Genomic DNA, 491 nt, shown 5'->3' on the forward strand with positions numbered 1-491 from the left:
AAACCATCGTTGGCTTCCATATAATCTGCATCTAAATCATCACACTGTGATAACTCATTATCATAGGTTGGGTCTAATACTGGTGGGAACTCCACTCTAATATCAAACTGCCCCGTTGTGACACAACCATTAGCATTACTAACCAATCGAATGTAAATTGTTTGAGGGTTAGTAGCATTGGTATAGTTGGTGATATTGATAATTGGATTGTTACCTGAATCTGCATTGACCTGTGAGGTATGATAGGTTAATACAAAATCTGCTGGTGTTTGTCCGCCTGTAAAGATTTGGGGATTGATTACTGTTTCAAAATCAAACTGATTAAAGCCATCATTATCATCATCACAAACAACATAATCCTCTATATCTAATGGCACTACTGGTGATGGTAATACTACTAATGGTAATTCTACTATAGTAAAACAACCTGTTATATCATTCTCGGCTCTTACATAAATCGTTTGCATGTCTTGAACGATGTTGGTGTAAGG

At 36.5% G+C, this 491-nt stretch carries 1 protein-coding gene; it reads right to left on the reverse strand.

Going from position 1 to position 491, the window contains the following annotated elements:
* A partial coding sequence (locus Q0997_RS20330) for a hypothetical protein (protein ID WP_299892564.1) occupies nucleotides 1-491 on the reverse strand: 491 nt, incomplete at both ends.

Origin of the sequence: uncultured Lacinutrix sp., assembly GCF_947500325.1 — a bacterium.
In the GTDB taxonomy this organism is placed as follows: domain Bacteria; phylum Bacteroidota; class Bacteroidia; order Flavobacteriales; family Flavobacteriaceae; genus Lacinutrix.